The sequence below is a fragment of the Pseudoalteromonas obscura genome (assembly GCF_030135505.1).
Classification (GTDB): Bacteria; Pseudomonadota; Gammaproteobacteria; order Enterobacterales; family Alteromonadaceae; genus Pseudoalteromonas; species Pseudoalteromonas obscura.
Genome location: NZ_JASJUT010000009.1, coordinates 102,864 through 128,600, shown reverse-complemented (window position 1 = coordinate 128,600; position 25,737 = coordinate 102,864). Strand labels below are relative to the sequence as shown.

The following is a 25,737-nucleotide window of genomic DNA, read 5'->3' as shown; positions in this document are numbered from 1 at the left end:
ACGCGACCCGTCGCGCTCCAGCGGACAATTTAGAGCAAACTATGAAGCGGCACTAGCTCAGCTGGTAGAGCGCGACCTTGCCAAGGTCGAGGTCACGAGTTCGAACCTCGTGTGCCGCTCCAAACTTTCAGTTTTATTCGACTGTTGAAATAATGAATAAACTTGTGATGCGGCACTAGCTCAGCTGCTAAAACGTTAGACGCGACACGTCGCGCTCCAGCGGACAATTCAGAGCAAACTATGAAGCGGCACTAGCTCAGCTGGTAGAGCGCGACCTTGCCAAGGTCGAGGTCACGAGTTCGAACCTCGTGTGCCGCTCCAACTCCTTTCTAACTATCTTCTCTTTTTTCAAATTCTTATAACTTTTTTCTCTATTAATTCCGAATTCTTGCATAAAAAGATTGCTTATTTTTAGCACTATGCGTAAAATACGCGCTCTTTCGGCCATATTAGTCGTTCCTTGCCTTAACCCGGCCGGCCGAAACGGGACGAGGCTATACTAACCGTAAGGAATATCCATGCGTCATTACGAAATCGTATTCATGGTTCACCCAGACCAAAGTGAGCAAGTTCCAGGTATGATCGAGCGTTATACTGGTTCTATCACTGAAGCTGGCGGTACTATCCACCGTTTAGAAGACTGGGGTCGTCGTCAACTGGCTTACCCAATCGAAAAGCTTCACAAAGCACACTATGTTCTTTTGAACGTTGAAGCGCCTACTGAAGTAATCAACGAACTTGAAACTTCTTTCCGCTACAACGATGCAGTGCTACGTAACCTAGTTATGCGTACTAAAAACGCTGTAACAGAAGCTTCTCCTCTTGCTAAAGAAGAGAAAAAAGAAGCAGCATCTGCTTAATCGTTATTGATTCGGATTTGACTCACCTCTAGAGGTAATGGTGCAAAATCAAGCAGACCCATATACAAACCAGTTTGTTTTATCTGGGATTGTTTGCAAAACACCAAAATATAGTCAAAGTCCTGCTGGCATTACGCACTGTATTTTTGTTTTAGAGCATAAATCAATGCAAATTGAAGCCGACCTTAACCGTAACAGTTATGTTCGTATTCAAGTTGTTGCCAGTGGTGATAAATTCCGAAGTCAACTAGAGCATTTATACGTTGGGCAAGGGTTACAAGTAAGAGGATTTTTAAATCGCCACGAAAGCCGAAATGGCTTGAGTCAACTTGTACTACATGCACAACATATTGAAAGAATTAATTGAGGAAATTACTCATGGCACGTTATTTCAGACGTCGTAAGTTCTGCCGTTTCAAAGCAGAAGGCGTACAACAAATCGATTACAAAGATCTAGCTACTCTTAAAAACTATGTAACTGAAAGTGGCAAAATCGTACCTAGCCGTATCACAGGTACAAGCGCTAAGTACCAGCGTCAGCTAGCAGCAGCTATCAAGCGCGCTCGCTACCTAGCCCTTCTTCCGTACACTGACTTACACAAGTAAGCAGCTGATTAATAGTTTTTAAAAGGTGTAGAGACATGCAAGTTATTCTACTAGACAAGATCGCTAACCTAGGTAACCTAGGTGACCAGGTTTCTGTTAAATCTGGCTTCGCACGTAACTTCTTATTCCCTAAGGGTAAAGCAGTTCCTGCAAACAAAGCTAACATCGAAACTTTCGAAGCTCGCCGCGCTGAGCTAGAAGCAAAAATCGCAGAAGAACTAACAGCTTCTCAAGCTCGTGCTGAAAAACTTGAAGCACTAGCTGAAGTAACACTAGTTTCTAAAGCGGGTGACGAAGGTAAGCTATTTGGCTCTATCGGTACTCGTGACATCGCTGAAGCGATTTCTGCAGTTGGTGTTGAAGTAGCTAAAGCTGAAGTTCGCCTACCTCTAGGTACTATCCGTGAGACTGGTGAATTCGACGTAGCTATTCAAGTACACTCTGACGTAACGGCAACTATCAAAGTTATCGTTATCGCAGAAGCTTAATTTATTAAGCATAAACCGCACACCCTGTGTGCGGTTTTATTCCCTCCCCTGAAAAATAACAACAACTCAATTTCAGTGCATAAAATCAGTGAATATCACGATTGCTCACGGAAGATTCAGACAACAATTGGATAATTAATCTAAATCACAAATGACGTAAATAAACTTTTGTATATTGAAAAGATAGGTACAAATGGTAATGTCATGTAATATCGTACCCATTTTATATAAAGTTGATTTGTGATAATTTAGTTAACTCTTTTTTATTAGATACTTTTTTTTGCTGTCCAAATAACATACAGTGGTATTGGCAAATTATGACAGCGTTATCATTTGAGTTTGGAGAATAATGTTTAATCGTCGTCGCTTACGTGGCTTTACGTTAATAGAATTGCTTATCGCTGTTGCGCTGGTCGCGGTGTTAGCGAGTGTTGCCTTACCGAGTTATTTGGATTATCTACGCAAGGGGTACCGCACGGATATACAGCAAATTATGTATCAAGAAGCAGTCGCATTGGAACGTATCTACTCCAGAAATGGGGGCTATCCAGATGAATATAAATTTGAAAAAGAGCTGCAATATTACACATTAAAATATACCGCACTTGGTAAGCCTCCGGGGATTGTTGGCAATTATAGAAGCTTAAAATTCAAAATTAGCGCGACGCCAAAGACGGGCACGACTCAGATTTCTGATGTATGTGGCATGTTGACATTAGATGAGCAGGGTAAAGAGTATTCAGAGGGGCAATTTGATGATTGTTGGTAATTCGAAACAGCGTGGCGTCACCTTAATTGAGTTATTGGTGTGTGTGGCACTGGTTGCTGTGCTTGCAAGTTTGGCAATGCCGTCTGTCATCACCTACATTAAACAAGATCGTGTTGATTCTAATGTCCACCTTTTAAATAGCGCATACCAGTTTGCTCGAAGTGAAGCGGTAAAAAGAGAACAAACGGTTAAGCTAGTTAAGCAAAACTCGCAATGGTTGGTCAATACCATGGTTGATGGCAAAGAAGCAACGTTACGTACGTTTACAATTGAACACGAATCTATTTATGTAGGACTGGTTGATCGTGAGGTAAGATCGACGGGTGAATTAAACCAAGTGAGCAATATTTTAGTGAGTGACAATGACAATAGCACGTTAGATTATCGACTCTGTATATTGAAAAGTGGTCAAAGCTGGATAGGTGAGGCTGCAGAGAATTGCGCTTAGAAAAAGGGTTTTCATTAATTGAAGTGATGGTATCCATTGTGATCGCCGGCGTCGCCTTGCTGGGGTTAGCTGGTGCTCAATTAAAGTCACTACAATTTGCCAATAATAGCTTTAATTATACCGTTGCCTTGGTAAAAGGTCAGAATGCGATTGAAAGAATGTGGAGTGATCTGTGTTATTACGAGCATATCAATCAAAACCTCTTGCTTATCAATAATCCACGCATCGCTGATTTACAACCTGAAGACAACCGGTTTGTACTCAAACTGTCTCCGGATAAATATAACGACAATATTAATACGCCAGCTTCCGAGCGTCGAGATGTGAGATTTACTGTGAGTTGGGAAGACAAGCGTATTGAAGACAATAGCGCGTTAAATCAAATAACATTAGTAGCAAGTTATGTCCATGTGCCAAGCTCAGATTGCATCCCTTAAATTGCGAGGATACACGTTGATCGAGTTACTCGTAGCTATGGCCGCCGGGTTGTTTTTACTATCCGGTGTTGCGATGTCCTATACCGCAATTAAAAGCACCGTTGTGGCGAGTAAAGAATTGTCACATGCACAAGAAGTTATTCGCTATATGAGTCAAGTGATGACCCGCAGTATTAAGCAGACACACGCTATGCCAGAACTTGAAAACGGCGGAGCGGCGTTGCGGGTGCATCAAAACGCATTGCAGTTGGCATGTGATGGCAGTGTACCTACTGCAAACTACTCAGAGCTATATACGCTGTCGAATGGCTACTTGACTTGTGACATAGGTAATGGCCCAGTTCAGCTTTTAAGGGGCGTTCAAGCTCTGGGTTTTGCTCAATCAGGGATCTTAACCAGTATTACCGTGACGCCCAAAGATGTACCCCCGCAATTTAAAGAAGGGCTTCAAATTGATATCGCTGCAAACCGTCTGGTGTTAGACAAGGCGGTTTGGAAAGTACCTCAAGAGAGGGTGAATAACTGATGAAACGTTTTTCACGACAATCTGGCTTTACACTCATTAAAGTGATGCTGCTGAGCACCATGGCAAGTGTTGTGGTGTTTACTTCAATGAAGGACACACTGGTACAAGAGCGCCTAAGTGGTAACTTTCAAAAAGATTTAAACGCGCGTCTACAGGCAGAGAAAGGCGTTTTCGCCAGTGCAGATGGCCTCAATGACTATGTTAGTAGGAATGAAGGGGCAACGATGGAAACCTTACTTGCTGCAAATTCAGGTCATTCGGGTGGTGAATATAGTAAGGGCCAGTTCTCAACGCAAATAAGCTCTCCGCAAGCAGGCATCATTGAAGTTGCTAGTTTGGGTCAAAGGTATGGAGAAAACGCCGCCAACAATATGGTGGGCATTTTTAAATTTACCGATGCGGTGCTTGAACCAACCTTCAACAACCCTGTGACAGGCTGTAAAGGGGTAAATTTATCAGGTAGCGGGGTGGTTGACAGCTATGACTCTGAGGCGGGAAGCTATGAAGATACGCAGGGTAACAACGGTGATGTGAATACGGTTATTGGTGATTCAGACGTGGTGTTATCTGGTCACTCGCCTATTAAAGGGGATGTAAAAGCGTCGGGGGTATTGTATCTCAAAGGCTCATCTCCAGTTATTGGTAACGTGCAATCAAATACCGGAATAGATATCTCTCATGGCAGTGGTATGCGTGTTGAGGGGGATGTTTTGACGCAAGGGTTTGTTATTCACCGCGGCGGTGACATTCAAGGTGTTGTGCGCGCAAATGGCAACGTGAAGATGTTGTGGGGCGCTGATATTTTGAATACAAAGAATGACCCTTTTGATATTCAATATGGTGGCACGGGCGATTTTGAATTAGCCGATGAACACTCACAGGGGGGGATCAATTATTCTGCCGCCAAGTTTAATGTGAATCCCAATGTTTCCGCCGTGCGTGTATACGACCCTGACTCTCCTAATCATGACGATACAACGGTTGATGAATGTGATCCGCTTGCGCTACCCGGTAATATGCCCAACATCATCGTGGCAAATAACGGATATGAAAATGTTGAAGTGAAGTCAAATCAAACATATACGTTTCGACCTGAAAAGAGCAAACTGGAACAGAAAAAATACAACGGTACAGAAGTCATTAAAGAAGCGCCATCAAGTGAAACGGATATCTACTTATTTGATACTAATAAACAGGTGCACAATAGGCTAAAACCGAACAGTGAATACGTGTTTGGCATGAAGAATCTGACCATTGGTGGCAATGCGGTGGTCAATATTAAGAAAGTGGATAACCCTACCATTAAAGGTGGCGATGTTATTTGGCTTATCGATGGCGATTTTACTATGACTGGTGATAGTCGGCTTAATATTGAAAAAGATGTGAGTTTGACAATTTTTGTCACAGGTAAAGTAAAGCTTGGAGCCAGTGCTCAGGTGGTAACAGAAAAGCCAGGCATTACAGACAGTGGCCTTGGGACATTCAATATTTTTTCATCTTACAAACCAGACCCAAATGACAATGGCAATGCAAATAAACACGGTGTAATTGTTAGTGGCACATCTTCTTTGTATGCCGTCATTTATGCACCATTGACCTCTATTTCCATGAATGGCAGCGGACAGTTTTTTGGTACTGTGCGCGGAGCCACAATTGAAGCAAATGGTGGAAGTGGTATCCATTTTGATGAGGCGTTAAAAAAGCTTAAATTGGGCAATGGTGGTACGGTGAAGCAACCTGCTAAATTGACCTTCCAAGGCTGGCGATATAAGCACCCAGAAGCGTTTAGTGAGGAGCCAGCAGAATCAAGCAATTAGGGGAGCACCCGATAGGCTAGCTTACTTAATGACCCTCATCTTCATTGGTACGGCTAACGTCGATTGCCACTTTTTATAAAATTATCACACCTGATTTAAACCTTTTTTGCCCCACAGCGCGTCTTACTCTGTATGAAAGGCGCTGTGAAGATGATACATGATTGGCACTCTTCAAAAAATTTCCATAGGATATTGAACGGTATGTGACAGACTGCTCTTTTGAAGTAAATGTGTCATCATCATTACCTCGCGGTAAAGGAATTTAAATATGTTAGTTGATGCCAAACTCCCGTTTGATGAATTAGATGATTTGGTTAAACGTACTCAGCAAGGTGATCAGGTTGCCTTTGCCGCTCTGTACGAACAATGCCATCGGCGGGTCTATGCGCTGTGTTTACGGTTATTGGCAGATCAAGCGCATGCGGAAGATGCCTGCCAAGAAGTATTTGTACAGCTGTGGCACAAAATAGCACAGTTTAATGGCCAATCTAAATTTACAACTTGGCTGCACAGCGTGACGTCAAATATCGCAATAAGTTATCTGCGCAAGCACAAAAACTGGTTGCAAAAAGTAGTCAGTTTTGAAAATAGCGGGATGGATGAAGCAAGTATTGCACTGTGTGGGGATCTCAATGGACTAGACAAGCTAGTGCTTCGATTACCCGAAAGAGCACGACTTGTTTTCGTATTGCATGCTGTCGAGGGGTATCGACATGAAGAGATTGCAGCCATGTTAGATATGGCAGTGGGGTCGAGCAAATCTCAGTATCACAGAGCAAAAAAGTTGTTACAGGAGTGGTATGAAAATGACTAAGCCAAACTTTGACGAGTTCTTGTCTCAACAAGTAGCCAAAACACAGGAACAAGTGCAACAGCCCGAGCCTCAGCGAGCATTGTGGCAAGGGATAGAAAAGGCAATTAATGAACAGCCAATGAGTGACAGCGAACCGCAAAAATATAACCCCGCGGGCGTTTGGCGACAAGTCTCTGCGATTGCTGCTGCAACCTGTATTGGTATGTGTGTAATGTATTTTACGCTCAGTACGCCAGAGCAAAATAATATGATGCAAATGAGCCAGTATTTCGAACAACAAAAACAGATTTTGTTGGTGCAATATGGCAACCAGCCTGCACTAACAAATGATTGGCAAGTGCAATTGCAAGAATTAGAAGAAGCAGAACAAGCCATTAAGCTGGCTCTTCAAAACGACCCACAAAATGCAGCGTTGCTGCAAATGTTGGCTCAGGTTTATCAACAACAATTAGATTTAATTGAACGAGTACATCAACCTCGTTGGCAGGAAATTTAGGAGAAGTAGGATGAAAGCATTGATGTTGAGTTTAGCCATGTTCCCTCTGGTAACCTTGGCTGGTGAAAAAATTGATAAAGAAATCGAAATTCCAACGGATGGTAAAGTTTTTATAGAAAACCAACGTGGTAATGTGGAGATACTCACTTGGGACAAAGCAGCATTCAAAGTCGTCGGAGAGTTAGATGACAATGCAAAGGGCTATAAATTAGATACCAAAGGCAGCAAAACTAGATTTATCGTCAAAATGCCGTCCAACTCACGAGGCTGGGGACGTAAGCATGAGGGTTCTGAACTAAAAATTTATATGCCAAAGCAAAGTGAGCTGGTATTTGAAGGTGTACAAGTTGATGTTGAAGCTTCCAAATTGTTAGCTGGTGCGTACATAAAGACAGTTAATGGTGACATTAAAGCTACTCAAATTGCTGGGAAAGTACGTCTTGAGACTGTCAATGGGGATATCGATGGCAAGGAGTTAGACGGGCGCATTCGCTATGAAACCGTCAATGGTGATATTGAAGATGTGGGCTCCAAGGGTAAAATTAGGTTCAATGCGGTGAATGGCTCTATTGAGAGTAACACGCAGGCAACTGAGATCCGGTTAGAAAATGTGAATGGTGAGGTTGAGTTTGACATTGCAAAATTGCAAGAGTTGAGACTTAACACCGTCAACGGAGAAATTGAAGTGCGGGTAAAAGAGCTATTACCCAATGCACGTGTAAATCTTGAATCTGTAAGCGGGGACGCAGACCTTTACTTTCCTCGAGATATTTCAGCTAAGTTTGACATTGATGCACATGCTGGTGGCAAAATCACCAATGAGCTAAGTGGTGACAAGGTTCAAAAAGCAAAGTATGGCCCTTCGAGAGAGTTGCAATTCACAGTTGGCTCAGGCGATGCGGACATCGAAATAGATACAGTGAGCGGCCGCATAGAATTGAAAAAAGCACACTAAACTAACTAAGCCCAATTTTGATTGGGCTTAGTTTTTGCGTTTTACACTGCACGTCTAAGCTTATCAGCATTCAGTTTTGCAAGATTTAAGGTTACAATAACAAATCCACTCATTTGTTTTTGTCGTAATATGGCCAAACCTGATCAACAAGTCGATACACTAAAAGTTCCACCGCACTCCATTGAAGCAGAGCAATCTGTACTGGGAGGCTTGATGCTTGATAACCAAGCGTTTGACCGGGTTGCCGAACTAGTTGTTGCACAAGACTTTTACACTCGTACGCATAAACTGATCTTTGAAGCCATGACTAAACTCGTCGAGCTTGGTCAGCCAATTGATCTTATTACCATTTCTGAAAACCTAGAAAAGAATAATCAATTAGACTCCATTGGTGGGTTTGCATATCTGGCGGAGATTGCTAAAAACACCCCAAGTGCAGCTAACATAGATGCATATGCCAGCATTGTGCGCGAGCGCGCTGTTGTACGAGAGATGATCTCGGTTGCAAACGAAATCGCCGAAGCAGGCTTTAACCCTGAGGGACGTACAAGCCACGATTTGCTGGATTTGGCTGAAAGTAAAGTTTTCAAGATTGCCGAGCAGCGCAGCAAAAGTACTGAAGGTCCGCAAAATATTCACAGTATTTTAGAGAAGACCATAGATAAGATAGAAGAGCTCTATCAGTCACCGCAAGATGGTGTAACAGGGGTTAGCTCTGGTTACTCAGATCTAGATCAAATGACCGCAGGTTTACAGCCTTCTGATTTGATCATTGTTGCGGCACGTCCATCTATGGGTAAAACAACATTTGCGATGAACTTGGCAGAACACGCGGCAATGACGCAGGACAAGCCAGTTCTAATTTATTCTCTAGAGATGCCGTCAGAGCAGATCATGATGAGGATGTTGGCATCACTTGGCCGTATTAACCAGACTAAGGTGAGAACAGGTCAGTTAGACGACGATGATTGGGCGCGATTGTCTTCAACCATGGGGTTACTAATGGAAAAGGGGCAAATGTATATCGATGATGCGTCAGGTTTGACGCCGACCGATGTGCGTTCGCGAGCACGTCGAATTGCCCGTGACCACGGTGGGATCAGCATGATCATGGTCGACTATTTGCAGTTAATGCGTGTTCCTAGTTTGTCAGACAACCGTACTTTGGAGATAGCCGAGATATCCCGCTCGTTAAAAGCGCTTGCTAAAGAACTTGAGTGTCCAGTTATTGCACTGTCCCAGCTTAACCGTACGCTAGAGCAACGTGCCGACAAACGTCCCGTCAACTCGGATCTAAGGGAATCGGGCTCGATTGAGCAGGATGCTGACTTGATTATGTTTATTTATCGTGATGAAGTTTACAACGATGACAGCCCTGACAAAGGCACCGCTGAAATTATCATAGGTAAACAGCGTAACGGTCCAATTGGTAAGGTTAGGTTAACCTTCCAAGGCCAATACTCTCGTTTTGATAATTATGCTGGGCCAGCACTAGATGATGAGTACTAAGCCCAAATAGATAAGGGTCCCTGTGAATGCGGTTAGCCACAGCAGAAATTAATATACCAGCACTGCGTTATAACTTAGCTAGAGTAAAAGAGATTGCACCTAGCTCAAAAGTAATGGCGGTGCTAAAAGCCAATGCATATGGTCACGGTTTGGTCAAAATTGCGCAATGTTTATCGGATGCTGATGCATTTGCAGTTGCGCGTATCGACGAGGCTTTGGCATTGCGTGCAGGGGGGCTGACAAAACCCATCATTTTGTTGGAAGGTTTTTTCGATCCCAGCGACTTGCCTATTTTGCTCGCCAATAACTTTGAAACAGTCGTTCATGATGAAAGCCAGTTACTTGCAATTGAGCAGAGCAACTTAGAGATGCCAATATCTGTATGGCTGAAAGTTGATACTGGCATGCATAGGCTGGGCATTGAACCCGAACAATTTGATGATTTTTATCAGCGTTTAAAACAATGTCCAAACGTAAAGCCTGCGGTAAATTTAATGACCCATTTCCCATGCGCAGATGACGTTAGTAATGACTTTACCCAAGTCCAAATAGATGTGTTTGCGTCATTGGTGTCAGATCGACGTGAAGCGTTGTGTTTAGCGAATTCAGCTGGCGTAATTGGTTGGCCTGATGCACATTTTGATTGGGTTAGATCAGGATTGATGCTTTATGGCGTATCTCCAATGTTGGATCAGGTTGGAGTGGATCACCAACTAAAGCCTGTGATGCGACTAAAAACTCGGGTGATAGCTATCAAACAAGTGAATGTGGGTGATCGCGTTGGCTATGGAGGGCGATGGCAATGCCAAAAAGCAACCATTTTGGCTGTTGTTGCTATGGGCTACGGTGATGGTTACCCGCGACATGCTAGACAAGGCACGCCTGTAGTCATTAAAGGCAAGCGATATGGCATAGTGGGTAGTGTATCTATGGACATGATTAGTGTTGATGTTGGTGAAAACGCTGCGCATATTCAAGTCGGAGATGAAGTTGAAATGTGGGGACCAACTTTGCCTGTCGAAGAGGTTGCGAGCTGTGCTGATACCATTCCTTATGAATTGCTGTGCAATGTCACGCCACGCGTAAGCTATGAGTACTGCAATGATGAGTGAGTATTTCTCACTCTAATAGCTGTCCTTGCAATGTCGCTACGATGTTTCGAGGACCACCTTGATCTCTATGCTCACCCAAATATATGCCTTGCCAAGTACCAAGCTTTAACTGTCCTTGATAAATAGGGATGGTGATTTCACACCCCAATGTACTCGACTTTATGTGAGCTGGCATGTCATCGTCTCCTTCATAGTCATGACGATAATAATGCTGATTTTGTGGCACAAAGTGATTGAAATGACTCTCCATGTCCATGCGTACGGTTGGATCGGCATTTTCATTGATCGTCAGGCTAGCCGACGTATGTTGAATAAATAAGTGAAGCAAGCCGACTTTGTAATAGCTCAGCTGAGGTAGATGGGCCAAAAGCTCATCGTCAATGAGGTGAAAGCCTCGAGGGCGAGGCTTCAGCATGATCACAGATTGGTGCCAACTCATAGTTTGTCGAAGCTGACCTCAATATTTGCATTACCATCCTCAGATGTGAATGGCATAATTATTTTAGCACCTTCACACTTATGCGTAATGGTATGACCAGGTCCAGATACAACTAAAGGTGTAGCCATATCGAAGTCATACCCCTTTTCACCAAGTAGATTTTTTGCCCCACCGGTGACCATATTGGTGATTTCTCCAACCATGTCAGTGACTTCTTCATTTATCTTTTCAGGTCTTTCACCTAGCATTCGCTCCATAATCGCGAGGGCAAGGCTTTCATCAAAGGTAATTGAAAAAGAGCCTTTGGTTTGTGGGCCAACCATACCGATTAGCCCAGATACATCTCCACGGGCGACTTCATCTTTTTTTATCTTAGGCTTGCCGGGCGTTAGCTCCGTTTGTGCCATTGTCGCTAATACATTTATTAGTGAAGATAAAAAAGGGTTGATGAACTCAACATTCATATTATAGGTCCCTTGTTTTATTCATTATTGCAGACATTAGTTTAAGTGTAGTGGCTTTTTTTACGGCTGCACTACTGTTGGCACTTTTCACAAAGCCCATGTGCTTCGATAGTTTGTGCTTTTACTTTAAAGCCTTTTTCTGCTGATAAATTGTTTAACTCATGAGAAATGGCAGTTGAGTGCAACTCTTGAACATGCCCACAGCTATCACATATCAGCAGCTGTACAGGGTGGATATGATCAAAATGGTGACACAACATAAATGAGTTGGTGCTTTCGATTTTATGGATGAAACCTAGCTCAGCCAAAAAGTCTAGCGCACGGTAAACCGTTGCGGGTTTGGCACTGCTCTCTGTTAATTTCAGTTCTTCTAACAAGTCATAAGCGCCAACACCACCTTGCTTAGTTGCAAGCAGGCGAAATACCTTTTCTCTAATAGGTGTAAAACGCGCCCCGCGATTGTCACAGACCTGCTTTGCTTTGGAAACTAGTAGTTCTATATTCATATTCTAAATCCTTACACTACTTCTCAATACTAACATATTCATTTTAATAGTCTTGTATCGACAAGGATTTATTCTCAATATTCAAAGGTTGGTGTGCATATTGCGCTAACCACGCTTCAAAATCAATTTTTGCCATGGGTTTACCCAAAAAGTAGCCTTGGCCTAAATCACATCCAAGGGCTGCTAAAACATCTAATTGTAGTTGGGTTTCGATACCTTCGGCGATAACTTTTATACCTAAATTATGGGCCATAGTGATAATGGTATGAACTAATTGTCTGACTTGCTCACTGGTGTGCATATCGAAAATAAAGCTTTGATCGATTTTGACAACATCAAAAGGGTACAAGCGTAGATAGTTTAAAGAGGAGTACCCAGTACCAAAGTCATCCATTGAAACGAGGACGCCTAGTTGGTGAAACTCGAATAAAGCATCTTTAACCAAGGCGTCCCCTGTCAGCAGGACGCCTTCGGTAATTTCTAATTCGAGCAATTGTGTATCAATCTGGTACTTATTAATCATACGACTAATAGAGTTTACAAGGTTGGGGTCTTTAAACTGCCTAGGTGAGAGATTAACAGCAATACGGTATGGTTGAGGATGGAAATCCCGCAACTCACAAATTTGTTGCATTGCCTGATCCAGCACAAATTCACCTAGTTCAATGATATAACCTGTCTGTTCAGCCAATGGGATAAACTCAGCTGGCGAAACCCACCCAAGCTCAGCATTGTACCAACGCAATAACGCTTCAGCACCGACAACAAAACGGCTGGATAAATCATATTGAGGTTGAAAATAGACTTCAAATTCTTGATTGGCCAAAGCGCTGCGCATACTATCTTCGAGTTTGAGACGGCGGTTTAGATCTTGACTCATACTTTCAGTGAAGAATGAAAAGGTATTTCGGCCCATGTGTTTGGCACTGTACATAGCAGAGTCAGCCTTTCTTAAAAGCTCATTTGGGGAGTCTGCATCATCTGGAAAAACAGCGACACCTAAACTTAAGGAAATGGTAAAGGCGCGTTCGTCAATCTCAAATGGTGAACGGAAAAGCTGAACCAATTTAGTCGCAATAGCGGTTATGTCATGATGTGTCTGGATGTCTCCCAGTAAAATAATGAACTCATCTCCACCAAGGCGTGCAACCGTATCATGTTTACGCAGTGCGCCCTTTAACACGGAAGCTGAATGAACAAGTACTTTGTCTCCAACTTCATGACCCATTGAGTCATTGACCTTTTTAAAATCGTCTAAGTCAATGAAGCCGACTGCAATAAGTTGCTGGTTTCGTTTGGCTTCATGGATCATCTGCTGGAGTCTATCAAGCGCTAAAAAGCGATTAGGTAAGTTGGTCAGAGTATCGTAAAATGCATGTTTAAGTATCACTTCTTCTTGGCGTTTTTTGTCTGTGATATCACGTACTGCAATGACGAGTTTGTCCGATTGAGGAATTGCGTTCAGCCGCGCTTCAAAGTGCTTTGTACTGCCCGTATTGTCCAGTTTATACTCGATTTGTGTAAGTTGGCTACTCTGCTCAATGGTTGAGATTGCTTTGGCAAAATGCTTGGCTGCATGCGATGGTAAAATATCGACTAGTTGCTGCCCTACAAATTGTTTTTCTGGTACAGGCAGATTATCGTCCCGACCATAATGACACTCTAAGATTTTGCTTTGTTTATCGATGATAAAAAAGATATCAGGCAGTGCTGAAAATATACCCTGCAATACGCTGTGCCTATCAAGCGCATTTTGTTCCGCGAGTTTTTGCCGTTTAAAACCGATATCTAATGTATGTGCAGCACGCGCAAGGTTATTAGCTAGATGTTTTAGTTCGCCATCTCCCTTAATTTGATGTTCGGCAATGAACTCAAAATCACTCAGTTTATTGCTGATCTGGGTGAGCTCAGATATAGGCCGATGAATAAAATAATAGGTGACAAGCAAAGCCAAGACCGAAATAAAAACAATCGCGAAAATAATAAACCATGCATTGTGATTGTAATGGGTAAGCAGTAGTGAAAATGTCTCTGTGAGATCAAATTGACTGTAGATAAAATAAAGGTGATCAGAATCCGCATTACCTGTGTTTTGCTGTGGTGCTGAGAGCGCTTGGTATGTAACTAGCATGTTTGTTTGCGAGTCGAAGAAATATCGGGGGGCTTTGGTCTTTTGCTGGTGGACTACTTGCGCAAGTTGAGGAAACAGTGTGTTAGCGCTTAAGCCAATTTGGCGTTTGTCAGTGCTATCACGCACAATAAGCTGTTTGTCAATAACGGCAACTGAGCGCAGTGAGTTTACTAATACACGGGGGTCACCAGTTGTGAAAAAGCCTGACGAGGTATTACTGGTTGCTGTATTTGCTATGTTTGCGGTGATTTGTGTTGAAGCGTGTACAGTTTGCTCAATTATAAAATCTTTTTTAATTTGATAGCTGAATACGATGAGCACAGAAGCAAACACTGCGGCTGAGATAGTCGAAAGGAGAGTTAACCAAACCTTTAGGTTGATTGAGTATGCTTTATCCATTTCTAGTCCTTCAATACCGCGCACCTTGTTGGCAACAAACAGCCTGTGACTCAAGAATTAATCCGTTAATGATGGCTGCTCGGGTTATTTATCAAACTCACTGGCTACAACCATAAGCTGCAAACACAACCTGATCATGCCAGTTTGTCGCAATCCTAGATTCAGTATAGTTTAATTCGAAAGATATCAATGGCCGATCTTTGTTTAAATAGCTGATAGATTGGTGTCGTTGCACCGTGGTAGGAATGTAGTTAGTAACAAAGCGAGTTTCTTTATCCGCAGTTAGCCGTCAAATAGCTTTAATACATCTCTGGTAGTCTGCTCATTCACATTGAGTTAAAGAATTAAAAAACATACTTTTTCACACCGAGAGATACGGCTGTTATTCGTATAAAAGGGCGCATCATATTAGCTGTGCGAATGCTTAATGCTCGATAAAGTTTAGGGTTTACGCAGGGTTATATCTTGTTCATTTGTTAATTTTTAGTAATTTTGATTTATTTTTTTATTTTGTGTGATAGCATCTTTATGATAGTAATAAATTAATAAAGAATATTCTGAATTTTAGGTAATGAGTTTCGTTGTCTGGTTGTCTTGCCTGCATGAGTAGCATTTTCTTTTATAAGTACTCAATATAAATCATTAGTTTATGATGTTTGAGTGGTAGTAAAAGGTGTAGTCTATTAACTTAACTTGCAGTGTTTAGTGGTTAATTAACCTTCAAATATTTACGCGCCTTAGAGCGTTTACATAGATTATATTTAATCTGTGTAGCACCTCTCTCGGTTCGTTGTGAATTTTAAATTGATTAGTTTTTTTCAATTTTTGTGGTTAGAGCTAGGATTGCTGCAGCGGCCTTCATTGCATAAATATAAAAGCCTAAAATTGCGCCTAGCTCCTAACTGAGAGATCACTTAATCACTCTTTTTTGTGGGCATGGCATGAAAACAGACTTAGTGACTACGTTAGTTACATTGGCAAACACGCGTGGTGATGACACTGCGTATCAATATTTCTTCTCTGACGACCTTCCTAGTCAAACTTTGACTTATAAACAACTTGATAATCGCGCTAGACAAATAGCATCGCAATTGGACAAGCAGTTCGAGCGAGGTGATCGCGCGTTACTTCTGTATAATTCTGGGTTTGCATTTATTGAAGCGTTTTTCGCCTGTTTATATGCTGGTATTGTTGCTGTACCTGTTTACCCTCCGAAAAAAAATCAAAATATAACTCGGCTGCGCAGTATCATTGAAGATGCTGGAGCAAAAGGTGTGTTAACTAGCAAAAAAGTCAATGAGATTGCACGGCCGCTTTTTGAGTCAGAATCAAGCCTTACAGGTTTATCGCTATATACGACTGATGCTATAGAAGCTGATCCAAGCAGTTGGCAGCCTATTGCAGTGAGAGGTCAGGATCTGGCTTTTTTACAGTACACGTCAGGATCAACAGGTTCACCCAAAGGGGTAATGGTGAGCCATGATAATATCACCGACAACGAAGAGATGATGAAAATTGCGTTTGGCCATAGTAGCGAAACGCCCATAGTCAGCTGGTTGCCTCACTTCCATGATATGGGACTGATTTTTGGCATATTGCAACCCATTTATATCGGTGCGCCAGCTTGTTTAATGAATCCCACCTACTTCCTGCAAAAGCCGTTACGCTGGCTTAAATTATTAAGTGAATTCAAAGGTGTGACATCAAGCGCTCCAAATTTTGCCTATGACCTCTGTGTGGACACGATTAAGGAAGAGGAATTAGAAACTCTTGATTTGTCACATTGGCAGTCAGCACTCAATGGTGCAGAACCTGTACGAGCGAAGACATTAGAGCGCTTTTATAACAAGTTTAAACGTTGTGGATTACGCAAAGGGAGTCTTTCCCCATGTTATGGGATGGCCGAAACAACCTTGTTTGCCAGTGGTGGTGCGTTGCTTGAATCACCAAAAGTACTCAGTCTAAATAACGAAAAAATGCTTGAAGGGCTGGCTAAAATACAGGAACACATCATTGATAATCGGGACAAGTCTGCTATTCCTGAATATCAGGCTGTTTCGAGTGGACATACTTGGTGTGATCATGAAATCGCCATTGTTTCGCCGGATACATTCCTGCGCTGCCAAGATGGAGAAGTCGGTGAGATCTGGGTTAAAGGTGCCAGTGTTGCAAAAGGTTATTGGAATAAACCAGAACTCACAAAAGAAGTTTTTCATGCACAGATTGCTGAAGAAGGGGATGGGCCGTACTTGCGTACCGGCGATCTCGGCTTTTTGCACCAGCAATCGCTGTTTGTCACGGGTAGATGTAAAGATGTCCTGATTTTCCGTGGCAAAAACTATTATCCGCAAGATATAGAGCTAACAGTGAGTGATTCGGATGACGCGTTAGAAAGTAATGGTGGCGCAGCCTTTTCAATTCATGCACAGAGCGAAGAGCGCTTGGTGATCGTGCAGCAAATAAAGCGCACGGCAATACGTAAAGTGAACAAAGCACTCGTGATAGAGAAAATTATCAGCGCGGTTGTTGAGCACCACGGTATTGCTCCCTATGATGTTGTGTTAATTAAGCCTGGTCGGCTGTGTAAAACTTCGAGCGGCAAGGTTCAGCGCCAAGAAAATAAAGCGCACTATGAGCAAGCTCGCTTTGAAGCATTGGCAGCCTTTAGACCTGAGAAAGAACAACAGTCTCAAGTATCTGAAGCCCCTGTGACAATCCACCCAGATGCGGCATTGTCTACTGCAGTTTGCAAGTTGCTGCAAAATATCATTGCAATGGAAGTTGGCATTGAAAGTACCCAGTTAGATATCGATGCATCATTTTTGTCATTGGGTGTTGATTCAATGAAAGCGGTGCGTATTTCTGGTGAATTGATGGAGCTGCATGGTATTGAATTGGAATCAACCATCTTGTACGAGTACCCGAATATTGCACAATTAGCAGGCTACTTGTGCCAATTTGATGAAGTAAAATCTCTACTAGATAGCAGCGGTGAAGGGCATCCAGCGCAAAAATTTGAGGCCGAACTACAGCCAAATTCAGAAATCACTGACTCTCAAACACAAGCTGTGGAGCAAGCGCCACAGCAGGAAACTGACATTGCGATCATTGGTATGGCTTGTCGCTACCCAGAGGCCAGTGATCTAGACTCATTGTGGCAAATATTGATGGATGAACACGACGCCATCACGACGCCCAGCGATGCCCGTCAGCAGCTTTGCCCACAGGTCAATGCCAATCGCTTTGGGGGATATGTAGAAGGTATCTCTGAGTTTGATCATGCCGTATTTGGTATTTCGCCAAGTGAGGCGCAGCACATTGATCCGCAACAGCGGCTGCTACTAGAAAACACATATCATGCCATTCAATCTGCAGGCTATATGCCGTCCGAGTTAGCAGAACAACGGATCGGTGTGTACGTAGGGATCTCACAAAGTGATTATTTTTCTGAATCTCAACAAGCAGAAAAAAGCAGCGCGTACCTAGGTACTGGAACGGCACTCAGCATTGCGGCCAATCGTTTATCTTACTATTACAATTTTACAGGCCCGAGCTTGGCAATTGATACCGCCTGCTCTTCTTCTCTGGTTGCCTTGCATCACGCAGTGCAGGCCATTCGTGCGGGAGATATAAAGCAAGCGTTGGTTGCTGGGGTGAATTTAATCTTGAACGACGATGTATCGCAAGCATGTGATAACGCACAAATGTTGGCTAGCGATGGCAGATGTAAGACTTTTTCTGATAGCGCCAATGGCTATGTACGCAGTGAGGGGGTAGGTTCAATATTAATCAAACCACTCTCGCAGGCCATAGCTGACAAAGATCCTATCTATGGCGTGATCAAGGGCAGTGCAGTTAATCAAGATGGTCGCAGTAACGGAATTACAGCACCGAATGGACGTGCTCAACAGCAAGTCATAAAGGCGGCGCTAGCGCATGCGGGTGTAGAGGCGCAAGACATCCATTATGTAGAAGCACATGGAACCGGTACTGAACTTGGGGACCCCATAGAAGTCTCAGCGTTGCAACAAGTATACGGTCAACAGCGTCAAAATAAACTTATTGTAGGCTCAGTTAAAGCCAATATTGGTCATTTGGAGTCGGCCGCAGGGTTAGCGGGTTTAATCAAAACTATGCTGTGTATGACGCATCAAAAAATACCGGCTCAGCGCTATAGTGAGAAATTAAATAGCCATATAGCTTGGGACAAATGTGCCATCACGGTCCCCAAAGAAGCTACGAATTGGCCTGTTTATAAAAACAAATTGGCGCTAGCAGCTGTGAGCTCATTCGGTTTTGGGGGGACGAATGCGCATGTCATATTGGCACCATCGGCACAAAGGACGAAGCCGAACCGCCCAGCAGAGCAAGCCAACTTTTATGTGTTGCCGCTATCAGCAAAATCACCACACGCACTATCACGGTGGGCGCATCAATATGCTGAGCAGTTGCAAACCCTAACGAGTGAGCAATTTGATCGCTTAGTTTATCAGGCAGCGACAGCGCCTGTTTTAAAAGGTGTAAAAAAGGCTTTTTATGGCACTGATCGTGAGGCTTTAGTGCAGCAACTCACGTTGTGCGCCGAGTCAGATATTGAGCAGAGAAATACAGCTCAGTATCAATCGGTAACAAAGGTATTTTTGTTTACAGGACAAGGTTCACAATATCCGGATATGGGTAAATCACTGTACGCGTCACAAGCGGTATTTAAAGCAGCCATTGACGAATGTGAAACTTTGTTGTCGCCATATTTTGATGAACGTTTAACAGAGGTTTTGTATCAAGATCAACACGGTCAATTATTAAATCAAATTCGCTGGACTCAGGTCGCTATTTTTGCGGTTGAATATGCGATGGCGAAGACGTTACTCAGTTTAGGTACCGTGCCAGACGTACTTATTAGTCACAGTGTCGGAGAATATGCGGCTGCATGTATTGCGGGTGTGATGTCTTTGGCTGATGCAACTAAGCTAATAGCAACCCGCGCACAGCTGATGCATGAGTTGGACGCGGGCGGTAAAATGATTGCGGCCAGATGTACTAAAGAGCGTGCTCATGCATTGATTGCTGCATATTGCCAAGATGCTGCTATTTCTGGATATCATGGTGAAGCGGGTGTGGTGTTTTCCGGTAGTGATAATGCCATTGCGCAAATTTCAGAAGAGTTAGCGCGTTTAGAAATTCGCGTGAAAGAGCTTAACACTGGGGCTGCGTTTCATTCGCCTTTAATGCGCCCTATGTTGGATGAGTTTGCAAAAGTGCTGGACACCATCACATTACACAAACCTACTGTGAAGTTTATTTCGTCAGTTACCGGAAAAGCAGAAGATACAAGGCTGACTCAACCTGAATATTGGTGCGAGCAAATTGTTGAGCCGGTGTGTTTTGATGCGTGTTTGAGCGAGCTGGGTGAGTTGGCGTCAATGTGTGTTGTGGAGCTTGGCCCTAAACCAATTTTGAGTGCTTTGGCACAAGAAAACCTTCCACAACTCGAGGGCGCTTATCTACATGTGCTGCATGATAAAGGGTGTGATCGCGCTCGCCTTGGAAATAGTATCGCAACATTTTATGAGCTTGGAATGGAAGTTGAGTGGGCGAAGCTTTATCCCTCACAATCTCACCATGACACTTTCCGAGAACCTCTTCCGCTTTATCCATTCGATCAACATACTCATTGGGTTGGGGCGACTGATACGGTCGTGCGACACAATCCAGTGCAGACGCAAGTAGCGAGCAATGATCTGCAAAGAACACAAGCGATTGAAGAGTTTGTATTGTCGACGTTGGCAAAAGAATTAGGTATGTCGACCGTGCAGATAGACCCTCACTTGGCACTCTTAGAAATGGGGGTGGACTCGTTAATGATTATGCGGGCGGTGCGCATCTTTGAAAAACAATTCGATTTAGAATTTAGTGTCAGGCAGTTTTATGAAGAGCTAAGTAATGTCACTAACTTAGTCGACTACATTGCACAGCACAGTGATTATTTAACCCAAGTCTCAGTTGATGAACAGAGCGAGCCGAGTGTATCTGTGCAACCCAGTGACAGTGTCGCGACTACTACGACACACGTTGAAAGTAATGTGATCGTGAGTATTTGCCAAGCTCAATTGCAAGCTGCAGCGAGCGTGAGTTGTGAAACCGCTCAGCAAAGTGTATCTGAAGTAACTGCGCAGCAGCTGTCTTGGCTCAGTCAACATCCTCAGAACACCAGGCTCAAAGTGGAAGCTGAAGCTAGCAACACTGAAGTTGATAAACTAAACAGTGAGCCACCAAAGAGCAGTTCAAAAGTAAAGGCAACGTCGGCAATACTGCCTGGTTTTCAAAGTAAACAATTGCATCATAGCGCAGGCACCAAAGCGATGCGCCAACACAGTGAGACATTGAGCGCACAATATTGCGAAAAGACCGCAACGTCTAAGCAGTTGATTGCTCTGCACCGTGCACAGCTTGCGGATTGTAGAGCCTCTGCTGGGTTTAGATTATCCAGCAAAGAAATGCTGTACCCCATTTATGCGCAGCGCTGTGAAGGATCTCGTATTTGGGATATTGATGACAACGAATATATCGACATCACCATGGACTTTGGTGTGAACTTGTTTGGTCACAAACCTGCTTTTATTACTGAGGCACTTTCACAGCAGTTAAATAGTGGCATTCAATTGGGGCTTGCCAGTCCGTTGGCGTGTGAAGCTGCTTCACTAATAAGTGAGCTGACAGGGCTCGATCGTGTGTCTTTTTGTAATTCGGGCACCGAAGCCGTGATGACGGCACTGAGGCTGGCCCGAAACAAAACCAAGCGACACCTTGTTGTACAGTTTGAAGGCGCGTATCACGGCCATTTTGACGGCACGCTGGCTGCTGCAGCCCCAGGAAGTGATGGGGTAGAGCCCATGTGCTCAGGTGTGCGTCAGGGCGCAATTGATGACAATTTGGTGCTCAAATACGGTGATGAGTCAGCACTGGAGCAAATTAAAGCCAATGGTCATAACATTGCGGCAGTACTGGTTGAGCCTGTGCAAAGTCGACACCCAGCTCTGCAACCCTTTGAGTTTTTGAAGCAACTTAGAGCGCTTACACAGTCGCTTGGTATTGCATTGATTTTTGATGAGATGATAACTGGGTTTAGAGCACATCCAGGCGGCGTGCAAAGGTTGTTGGGGGTGCAGGCAGATATAGCAACTTATGGAAAAATTGTTGGTGGTGGACTGCCAATTGGTGTGGTGGCAGGAAGTGCCGAGTACCTAGATGGCATTGATGGGGGAATGTGGCAATATGGTGATAATTCATTCCCTGAGGCTGATACCACATTTTTTGCTGGGACCTTTTGCAAGCACCCGCTGAGTATGGCCAGTGCAGTGGCGGTACTCAAAGAGATCAAACGTCAGGGTACTGCGCTTCAAGCTGCGCTTGAGCACAAAACCAGCTACTTGCGTGACACTTTAAACGTATTTTTTGCACAACATGATATTCCTATCTCTATCACATCATTCTCTTCACTGTTTCGTTTTCAGTTTAGTCAAAACCTCGATGTCTTTTTCTACGAGCTACTTAACCGAGGTGTGTTTATTTGGGAAGGACGAAATTGCTTTATCAGTGCATCGCACAGTGATGAAGATATTGAATTTGTTATTGATGCGGTAAAAGGCAGCGCTCTGGCGTTAAAAGGTGCTGGTTACTTCGGCCAGCAACACAGTGTAGTTGTCGAATCTGACGAGTTAGACAGAGTAAATCGAACAACAGATCCGGTTGCATTAACTCAGGGCCAAAAGCAGTTATTAGCTTTGGCGCTGCGCAGCGACAATGGTGCACTGGCATACCACCTTCAGGCCAGTATTGGATTGTCGGGAACACTTGATATTGAAAGGCTCAAACGTGCAGTGCAACATGTGATGCAGGCATTTCCGCAGCTTAGTTTTGGTGTTGATATTAATGAGTTGATGCATGTTGCACGCGCAACGCCCGAACTGGAATTATGCCGCACTGAGCATCCGTTGACTTTGCAAAATGCCCAGCGACAGTTGACAGAATTACGCTACCGGCACTTTGCGATTGAGCGTGATGCTTTATGTCGTGTTTGTTTGCTCAGCGATGGTGATCAGCAGCATTATCTAAGTGTTATTGCGCACCATATCGTCTGTGACGGCATCTCTTTGCAAATAATCTTGGCAAGTGTTGCACAGTATTACAGTGATGGGGAAGGCGCCCTATCAGTGGGTGCGCCTGATTATGGTGCATATGTACAGGCGTTAGCTAGTTATGAAAATTCTGCAACTCAGCAAAAAGATGAAGTGTATTGGCATGCGCAGTTAGCTGGTAGTGAGCAGCTCGCGTTGCCACTTAAGCGCGCAGCTAAAGCGCAGTCTAACTTGCAAACAAAGTCGCTGAGATATGCCCTGTCAGAGCACGCTATACAAAACCTGCAAGGCCTTGCTAAGTCTCAAGGGTGTGGGTTATTTGCAACCTTGCTAGCTTGTTATATGGTCTGGTTGCAAAGGTTGTCTCAGCAAAATCGTATAGCTGTGAATATTCCAGTTTCAGATCGTCAGTTATTGTCACCGGAATTTGATGCTGATGTGTTGGATGAACAGCTTGTGGGCTATTGCACAAACATGCTGCCACTCCAGCTAGACATTGATTTGAGTTTGACATTTGGCGCGCTGCTCTCGCAAGTACAAGCGCAATTATTGACTGCATTGGAGCACCAACATTATCCCTATTCACAATTGTGTGAGCAAGCTTGGACGCTACCCAATACAGTTTTTAACTTTGACCGCGTGCAAACCCTGCCCAAGTTTGCAGGGCTAGATCTTGCCCCCATCGCCAACGAGACGCACTTTGGTCAATTTGACCTGTCATGCAATATCTTAAATATAGGTGAGCAGTGGTGGCTTGAACTCGATTATCAAAGTGATCGATTCGATGAGGAGATGATCGGCAGTTATGCCCGTACTTGGCTGGCAATGACAGAGTTGATAACGATCGACCAAACACTCAGCAGTGATGTATTGGCATTACATAAATGTGAAGTACACCATGCTTTGAACAGTCGCCAGTTGGCAAAGTCACACTCGTTTTCAGATGATGCCTCGCTCATCGAGCTGTTGTCCGAGCAAGTCTCACAAACCCCGCAGCGAGTAGCGGTACAGGATGATATCTGTCAGCTCAGCTACCAAGGCTTGGCAACACAATCTAATCAGTTGGCCAACTATTTAATTCAACAGGGTATTGGCAAAGGTAGTTTGGTTGCGGTGGCGATGTCTCGAAGTGCGAAGCTGGTGGTGACATTGTTGGCGGTATTAAAGACAGGCGCTGCTTACTTACCGATTGATGTGAGTTATCCGCAAGCTAGAGTGAAAGAAGTTTTGGCTGATTCGCAAGCCAATTTGTTGCTGTGTGACGCACCGTGTGCAGAAATAAAGACCATGACTGACGCACATACTCACTGTATTGACATTGATTTTGAAACTGAGTCTATTGATTCATGCCAGAGTACACCGCCAAGTCGCAGTGTCGAGTCTGAACAGCGCGCATATGTCATATATACCTCGGGTTCAAGTGGTCGGCCTAAAGGGGTGGAAATAACGCATGGTGCATTGAGTAACTTTTTGGTTTCAATGCAAAACAAACCAGGCATAGCGCAGCACGATCGCGTCCTAGCAATTACTACAACGGCATTTGATATTGCTGCCTTGGAGCTATTTCTACCGCTAATTTCAGGCGCTTCGGTGGTTGTCGCCAGTGAAGCGGTATGTAGTGATCCGCTTGCTATCGCTGAATTGATTGAACGAGAGCAGATCTCTTACATGCAAGCGACACCGACACTTTGGCAACTGCTTATAAAAGCTGCACCAAGTTGTGTATCGAATCTGACGGTGCTCTGTGGCGGAGAGCCTTTGGACAAAAGCTTGGCAGGCAGCTTATTAGCTCAGGACGCAAACGTTTGGAATATGTATGGTCCTACCGAAACTACCATTTGGTCTAGTGTGGCATGTATAACCGATGAGCATGACATTACGATAGGTGACGGGATCGCCAATACTGGACTGTTGGTGATGCCTGAGCAGAGCAGTGATGATAGCGTGCCGTTGCCCACTGGGGTTTGGGGCGAGCTATGGATAACAGGTGCAGGTTTAGCACTGGGTTACCTTAATCGCAAGGCGCTTACTGCACAGAGTTTTGTCTCTCACTCCGTGTATGGTCAAGTGTTGCGTTGTTACAAAACGGGTGATCGAGCGAGGCGTTTACCAGACGGTCGGATAGAGCTTCAAGGGCGGCTCGATAGCCAGGTGAAGCTGCATGGACATCGTATTGAATTGGCAGAAATTGAGTATCAGCTGCGCAAATTGCTGGGTCAAGATGATGTACGTGTGCTGGTAAAAACCACCGAACAAGGCAGTGCGCATCTATGTGCATTTTGTTTATCGGGCACACGTCAGGATGTGCAGTGGGAATACAGTGCAATTAGACAACATTTGATGATGAAATTACCCAGTTATATGGTGCCTGAGTATGTTAGCTGGTTGAGTCAATGGCCTCGAACACCAAATGGAAAGATAGATACTCAAGCCCTGTTATTACCGCAACTTTCGACTGAACAAGAAGTACGCTATCGCGCACCTGAAACAGCGCTTGAAAAGTCTCTTCATGAGTTCTTTGTGGCATTGCTTCCTGTCGAAAAGTTGAGTGTGGATAGTAGCTTTTTTGATTGCGGTGGTAACTCTGTATTGGCTATGCAGCTCGTTTCGCGGGTAAATCGAAACTATTCGGTACGCTGTACTGTGGCAGACATATTTGATTTTAGCAGCATCTCATTGCTGGCTCAGCGCCTTACTGACCTTCAAAGCTCAGCACAGACTGGCCCAGATGCAACTCAGGTGGAAGTTATAAGTGACATAGTTAGTGGGCGTGATATTAGCGCGGCTTTTGATGATCAATCCATGACAGAGATGGACTTATAA

19 protein-coding genes and 2 tRNA genes are annotated in these 25,737 nt (G+C 43.9%); 17 read left to right on the top strand and 4 right to left on the bottom strand.

The annotated features are described in order from the left end of the window. The first annotated feature begins 46 nt into the window (after positions 1–46). The 16 genes from QNM18_RS18805 (at position 47) to alr (ending at position 10,837) form a co-directional block, all read left to right on the top strand. Positions 47–122, top strand: a tRNA-Gly gene (locus tag QNM18_RS18805). Between the two features lie 123 nt (positions 123–245). Then, a tRNA-Gly gene (locus tag QNM18_RS18800) sits at positions 246–321 on the top strand. A gap of 197 nt (positions 322–518) precedes the next feature. Next, on the top strand, positions 519–860 hold the full coding sequence (gene rpsF, locus QNM18_RS18795; RefSeq protein WP_023400735.1) for a 30S ribosomal protein S6: 342 nt from the start codon (positions 519–521) through the stop codon (positions 858–860). A gap of 37 nt (positions 861–897) precedes the next feature. Further along, the gene (priB, locus tag QNM18_RS18790) at positions 898–1,227 is read left to right on the top strand and encodes a primosomal replication protein N (protein ID WP_211012998.1); all 330 of its coding nucleotides are present in this window, start codon (positions 898–900) and stop codon (positions 1,225–1,227) included. An 11-nt stretch (positions 1,228–1,238) separates the two neighbouring features. Then, the gene (gene rpsR / locus QNM18_RS18785) at positions 1,239–1,466 is read left to right on the top strand and encodes a 30S ribosomal protein S18 (protein WP_005493466.1); all 228 of its coding nucleotides are present in this window, start codon (positions 1,239–1,241) and stop codon (positions 1,464–1,466) included. 35 nt (positions 1,467–1,501) lie between these two features. Next, a complete protein-coding gene (gene rplI, locus QNM18_RS18780; protein WP_023400733.1) occupies positions 1,502–1,954 on the top strand; it encodes a 50S ribosomal protein L9 in 453 nt (150 codons plus the stop codon). 349 nt (positions 1,955–2,303) lie between these two features. After that, the gene (locus QNM18_RS18775) at positions 2,304–2,723 is read left to right on the top strand and encodes a type IV pilin protein (RefSeq protein ID WP_211012999.1); all 420 of its coding nucleotides are present in this window, start codon (positions 2,304–2,306) and stop codon (positions 2,721–2,723) included. Continuing rightward, positions 2,710–3,171 carry a GspH/FimT family pseudopilin gene (locus QNM18_RS18770; RefSeq protein WP_211013000.1) on the top strand — a complete coding sequence of 154 codons (462 nt, stop codon included), beginning with the start codon at positions 2,710–2,712 and terminating at the stop codon, positions 3,169–3,171. The genes QNM18_RS18775 and QNM18_RS18770 overlap by 14 nt, the downstream gene beginning before the upstream one ends. Continuing rightward, positions 3,162–3,608 (top strand): type IV pilus modification PilV family protein, encoded by a 447-nt coding sequence (locus QNM18_RS18765; protein WP_211013001.1) that lies wholly within the window; start codon positions 3,162–3,164, stop codon positions 3,606–3,608. The genes QNM18_RS18770 and QNM18_RS18765 overlap by 10 nt, the downstream gene beginning before the upstream one ends. Positions 3,609–3,624: 16 nt before the next feature. Continuing rightward, on the top strand, positions 3,625–4,134 hold the full coding sequence (locus QNM18_RS18760; protein WP_211013002.1) for a PilW family protein: 510 nt from the start codon (positions 3,625–3,627) through the stop codon (positions 4,132–4,134). Continuing rightward, the gene (locus QNM18_RS18755) at positions 4,134–5,951 is read left to right on the top strand and encodes a DUF7305 domain-containing protein (protein WP_284138117.1); all 1,818 of its coding nucleotides are present in this window, start codon (positions 4,134–4,136) and stop codon (positions 5,949–5,951) included. The genes QNM18_RS18760 and QNM18_RS18755 overlap by 1 nt, the downstream gene beginning before the upstream one ends. A 268-nt stretch (positions 5,952–6,219) precedes the next feature. Then, positions 6,220–6,765, top strand: a complete 546-nt coding sequence (locus QNM18_RS18750; RefSeq protein WP_284138116.1) for an RNA polymerase sigma factor — start codon at positions 6,220–6,222, stop codon at positions 6,763–6,765. Next, positions 6,758–7,261, top strand: coding sequence for a hypothetical protein (locus tag QNM18_RS18745; RefSeq protein WP_284138172.1), 504 nt, complete (start codon positions 6,758–6,760; stop codon positions 7,259–7,261). The genes QNM18_RS18750 and QNM18_RS18745 overlap by 8 nt, the downstream gene beginning before the upstream one ends. Positions 7,262–7,271: 10 nt before the next feature. Next, entirely contained in the window at positions 7,272–8,216 is a 945-nt protein-coding gene (locus tag QNM18_RS18740; RefSeq protein ID WP_284138115.1) for a DUF4097 family beta strand repeat-containing protein, read from the top strand. A 129-nt stretch (positions 8,217–8,345) separates the two neighbouring features. Continuing rightward, positions 8,346–9,725 carry a replicative DNA helicase gene (dnaB, locus tag QNM18_RS18735; RefSeq protein WP_023400724.1) on the top strand — a complete coding sequence of 460 codons (1,380 nt, stop codon included), beginning with the start codon at positions 8,346–8,348 and terminating at the stop codon, positions 9,723–9,725. Positions 9,726–9,751: 26 nt separating this feature from the next. Then, a complete protein-coding gene (gene alr, locus QNM18_RS18730) occupies positions 9,752–10,837 on the top strand; it encodes an alanine racemase (RefSeq protein WP_284138114.1) in 1,086 nt (361 codons plus the stop codon). A gap of 7 nt (positions 10,838–10,844) precedes the next feature. Here alr and QNM18_RS18725 read toward each other — a convergent pair whose 3' ends face one another. The 4 genes from QNM18_RS18725 to QNM18_RS18710 all read right to left on the bottom strand — a co-directional run bounded on the left by QNM18_RS18725 (position 10,845) and on the right by QNM18_RS18710 (position 14,776). After that, positions 10,845–11,276, bottom strand: coding sequence for a secondary thiamine-phosphate synthase enzyme YjbQ (locus QNM18_RS18725; protein ID WP_284138113.1), 432 nt, complete (start codon positions 11,274–11,276; stop codon positions 10,845–10,847). Beyond that, the gene (locus QNM18_RS18720) at positions 11,273–11,740 is read right to left on the bottom strand and encodes a chemotaxis protein CheX (protein WP_023400721.1); all 468 of its coding nucleotides are present in this window, start codon (positions 11,738–11,740) and stop codon (positions 11,273–11,275) included. Before QNM18_RS18720 ends, QNM18_RS18725 begins: the two co-directional genes overlap by 4 nt. Before the next feature lie 71 nt (positions 11,741–11,811). Further along, complete coding sequence (zur, locus tag QNM18_RS18715; RefSeq protein WP_023400720.1) at positions 11,812–12,246, bottom strand: zinc uptake transcriptional repressor Zur; 435 nt, start codon at positions 12,244–12,246, stop codon at positions 11,812–11,814. A gap of 43 nt (positions 12,247–12,289) precedes the next feature. Then, complete coding sequence (locus tag QNM18_RS18710) at positions 12,290–14,776, bottom strand: EAL domain-containing protein (protein WP_284138112.1); 2,487 nt, start codon at positions 14,774–14,776, stop codon at positions 12,290–12,292. Positions 14,777–15,717: 941 nt separating this feature from the next. Between QNM18_RS18710 and QNM18_RS18705 the strand changes: the two genes are divergently transcribed. Beyond that, complete coding sequence (locus QNM18_RS18705; RefSeq protein WP_284138111.1) at positions 15,718–25,737, top strand: non-ribosomal peptide synthetase/type I polyketide synthase; 10,020 nt, start codon at positions 15,718–15,720, stop codon at positions 25,735–25,737.

Excerpts from the sequence above, each read along its gene's own strand:
- QNM18_RS18725 (WP_284138113.1), bottom strand. The coding sequence starts at position 11,276 with ATGAGTTGGCACCAATCTGTGATCATGCTGAAGCCTCGCCCTCGAGGC.
- dnaB (WP_023400724.1), top strand. The coding sequence starts at position 8,346 with ATGGCCAAACCTGATCAACAAGTCGATACACTAAAAGTTCCACCGCAC.
- rpsF (WP_023400735.1), top strand. The coding sequence starts at position 519 with ATGCGTCATTACGAAATCGTATTCATGGTTCACCCAGACCAAAGTGAG.
- alr (WP_284138114.1), top strand. The coding sequence starts at position 9,752 with ATGCGGTTAGCCACAGCAGAAATTAATATACCAGCACTGCGTTATAAC.
- QNM18_RS18740 (WP_284138115.1), top strand. The coding sequence starts at position 7,272 with ATGAAAGCATTGATGTTGAGTTTAGCCATGTTCCCTCTGGTAACCTTG.
- QNM18_RS18750 (WP_284138116.1), top strand. The coding sequence starts at position 6,220 with ATGTTAGTTGATGCCAAACTCCCGTTTGATGAATTAGATGATTTGGTT.
- zur (WP_023400720.1), bottom strand. The coding sequence starts at position 12,246 with ATGAATATAGAACTACTAGTTTCCAAAGCAAAGCAGGTCTGTGACAAT.
- QNM18_RS18710 (WP_284138112.1), bottom strand. The coding sequence starts at position 14,776 with ATGGATAAAGCATACTCAATCAACCTAAAGGTTTGGTTAACTCTCCTT.
- QNM18_RS18775 (WP_211012999.1), top strand. The coding sequence starts at position 2,304 with ATGTTTAATCGTCGTCGCTTACGTGGCTTTACGTTAATAGAATTGCTT.
- QNM18_RS18720 (WP_023400721.1), bottom strand. The coding sequence starts at position 11,740 with ATGAATGTTGAGTTCATCAACCCTTTTTTATCTTCACTAATAAATGTA.
- rplI (WP_023400733.1), top strand. The coding sequence starts at position 1,502 with ATGCAAGTTATTCTACTAGACAAGATCGCTAACCTAGGTAACCTAGGT.
- QNM18_RS18745 (WP_284138172.1), top strand. The coding sequence starts at position 6,758 with ATGACTAAGCCAAACTTTGACGAGTTCTTGTCTCAACAAGTAGCCAAA.
- QNM18_RS18755 (WP_284138117.1), top strand. The coding sequence starts at position 4,134 with ATGAAACGTTTTTCACGACAATCTGGCTTTACACTCATTAAAGTGATG.
- priB (WP_211012998.1), top strand. The coding sequence starts at position 898 with ATGGTGCAAAATCAAGCAGACCCATATACAAACCAGTTTGTTTTATCT.
- rpsR (WP_005493466.1), top strand. The coding sequence starts at position 1,239 with ATGGCACGTTATTTCAGACGTCGTAAGTTCTGCCGTTTCAAAGCAGAA.
- QNM18_RS18770 (WP_211013000.1), top strand. The coding sequence starts at position 2,710 with ATGATTGTTGGTAATTCGAAACAGCGTGGCGTCACCTTAATTGAGTTA.
- QNM18_RS18705 (WP_284138111.1), top strand. The coding sequence starts at position 15,718 with ATGAAAACAGACTTAGTGACTACGTTAGTTACATTGGCAAACACGCGT.